At 54.5% G+C, this 2,591-nt stretch carries 3 protein-coding genes; 1 reads left to right on the top strand and 2 read right to left on the bottom strand.

Going from position 1 to position 2,591, the window contains the following annotated elements:
* The coding region (locus Q7O77_RS16830; protein WP_304169902.1) for an NAD(P)-dependent oxidoreductase at nt 1-599 on the bottom strand (599 nt) is incomplete at its 3' end.
* A 318-nt stretch (nt 600-917) separates the two neighbouring features.
* On the opposite strand from Q7O77_RS16830, the gene Q7O77_RS16825 reads away from it, so the two are divergent.
* Nucleotides 918-1,661, top strand: coding sequence for a GntR family transcriptional regulator (locus tag Q7O77_RS16825; RefSeq protein ID WP_304169900.1), 744 nt, complete (start codon nt 918-920; stop codon nt 1,659-1,661).
* Nucleotides 1,662-1,743: 82 nt separating this feature from the next.
* On the opposite strand, the gene Q7O77_RS16820 is transcribed toward Q7O77_RS16825, so the two are convergent.
* A partial coding sequence (locus Q7O77_RS16820; RefSeq protein WP_304169898.1) for an ADP-ribosylglycohydrolase family protein occupies nt 1,744-2,591 on the bottom strand: 848 nt, incomplete at its 5' end.

Below are 2,591 nucleotides of genomic sequence, written 5' to 3'. Positions count from 1 at the left end.
CTCGGAGATGTGTATAAGAGACAGGTATCTAACTCGTCGTAGTGGGCGTTGAAGCGCTGTTCGGCTTCAGGATGACGATGGCGGGCGTGATAGCGGACAGGCATGTTGAAACCGAAGTGGGCACGCTGCGCGACCGCCATACCGATGCGCCCCATGCCCAGTATGCCGATCGTTTTGTGATGAACATCAACGCCGTACCAGTCGCGGCCGATACTGCGCTGCCACTCTCCGGCTTTGACGCGTTCTGCGGATTCGAGCGCGCGGCGGGCTGTCATCAGCATCAGCGTTATCACCGTATCCGCTACGGTATCGGTCAATACGGTCGGCGTGTGCATCAGCAGCGCATTTTTTTGATTTAACGCGGCGACGTCGATATTGTCGTACCCGACAGAAACGGTTGAGACTGCGCGCAGGCGCGGCAGATGGGAAAGAAACGCCTGACCGATTTGACCGCCGGCCCCGATTAGCCCTTCAGCCTTTGCCAGGGCCGGATCGTTGACCGGTGGGAGACCTTGAAATTCGTTGACAGTGAAGTGGGATGACAAGCGAGTGCGTAAATCTTCGGGGATGCGACCGTACAAAATAATTTCAGGTTTCATGAGTAAGCTCCGCTATGACGGGGGATCGTCAATAAGATTGGAGAAATAACCCGCAGAAGGGTGACTGAGTCTAAAGAATACTGCAAATTAGTGAATCAAATTAAAAGATATAGTGTCATATCATCAATACTGCGTGAGTCATGGTTTTACAATAGATTGACCTTTTGCCCGTTTTTGTGGCCGTTACGTTTGTTAGGAGGTGGGAGAGAAGTAAGGAATACACAGCTGGCTGGATAGCTATGCTTTTGAGTTACAAGGGACTATTTAACAAGGAAAGCGTCGATGACGCTTTAGCCACCATGGATACAGGAGGAAGAAATGGACACATATTCAGCCCTGGTAGAGCGGTTGCAGCACCGTTTACAGCAGAGGGACCATACGCCCCTCTACGTCAAATTCAGTGATGCTTTGCAACAGGCTGTACAAAATGGCGATCTCCGCGAGGGAGATTTTCTACCCAGCGAACGAGAATTTTGCCGTCTGCTAGGGATCTCCCGCATCACCGTACGCAACGCATTGAAACTACTGGAATCCCGTAACGTGGTTGTGCGTACGCGAGGATACGGTACCTACATTAACTTCCAGATGGAATATCAAATCGGCAGTGCCGCCAGCTTTAGCTGTCAAGTGACGGGGAAAGGCAAAAATCCCGGCACGATGTGGCTGGAGAAGAAGGTGGTGCCGTGTAGCGAAGAGGTGGCCGAACAGCTGGCGCTACCGCCGGATACGTCGGTTTATTGCTTGCTTCGCCATCGTTTTATCGAAGATGAACCCGTTTCAATCGTGACATCCTATGTCCCTGCCACGCTGATAGGCGATCCGGACGAGATTGGGGTGTCACTCTATGCCTACTTCAAAGCTCAGAATATTTCGCCGCAACATACACGTAACTGGGTGACGGCCAAAGCCTCGGATGAGCACTTCATGTCTGTGATGAATATCAAGGCATCGGTGCCGATGCTGGTGCTCAAACAGCAGGTATGTGATGAGGAGGGGGTTCCTATCGAGTTTAGTATCAACCACTGTCGCGCCGACCGATACGTCTTCGTGTCGGAACGGTAAGTACGAACCTGACGATCTGAGTTATCGTCTCTAAGCGTCGATAGCGGGATCGGTGAGATGCCGTCCCGCTATCGAATGAGCGTTAAACGTCCTTCCTCTTTTCCCGCTGCAGTCGCAGCGCCAGTAATTGGCGAGCGTAGTGGCCAATATCGCAGCGATTGACGTCATCAAGCTGCTGACGCCATAGCGGATCGATCGCCTCCACCCCATGCAGCGCTCCGCAAATCGCGGTCGCCATTGCTCCTATCGTATCGGTATCGCCTCCCAGATTGGCACATAGCACGGCACAGCGATTGGGCTGCGTTCCCGCCAGTTCCACCATGGCGATGGCCGACGGGACGGAGTCCAGAATATCGCTGGTCGTTCCCAACAGCTGGTAAATGCGATCCATCGTACTTTCCGTACCGCCGGAGTGGCTGGCGATATCCAGCGCCAGTTCAATACGTGCTGACATGGACGCGTGATAGGTCGTCACTCGCCGTTCCTGGGCCGCTCTGGCGACGGCCGGGAGCTGGTCGCGCAGCCTTTCCCAACTGACGCCATCCACGGCCTGAGAGACCGCCCAGCCAATGACGGTTGCACCCGCGATAGCGACATCGGATTTATGCGTTGGGCTGGACGCGAGTTCGACGTCAGTAATGAAGCGATCGAGCGTGTGTACTGGCACCATGCATCCTAACGGGGAGATTCGCATGGCTGAGCCATTGGTGACGCCGTTGTTTTCCAGATCGCGGATAGCGGTCCCGTTTTTCAGCGCCGCCAATGCGATTTTGGAACTGGGGCCAAGCATGACTTTGCCATAGGCATCTACCCGGTCAGCCCAGGCGAGAATGTGAGCGGCGATGGTATCGGGCACCACGTCGCCCTGACATTCGATCAACGCATCCGCTAACGCCAGTGCCATGGCGGTGTCGTCGGTGTATTCACCGG

Source organism: Lonsdalea britannica (assembly GCF_946477055.1).
In the GTDB taxonomy this organism is placed as follows: domain Bacteria; phylum Pseudomonadota; class Gammaproteobacteria; order Enterobacterales; family Enterobacteriaceae; genus Lonsdalea; species Lonsdalea britannica_A.
This window is presented reverse-complemented; position numbering and strand designations above follow the sequence as displayed.

Bases quoted from the DNA above. Each gene is read 5' to 3' on its own strand.
- Q7O77_RS16825 (WP_304169900.1), top strand. From the start codon at position 918: ATGGACACATATTCAGCCCTGGTAGAGCGGTTGCAGCACCGTTTACAG.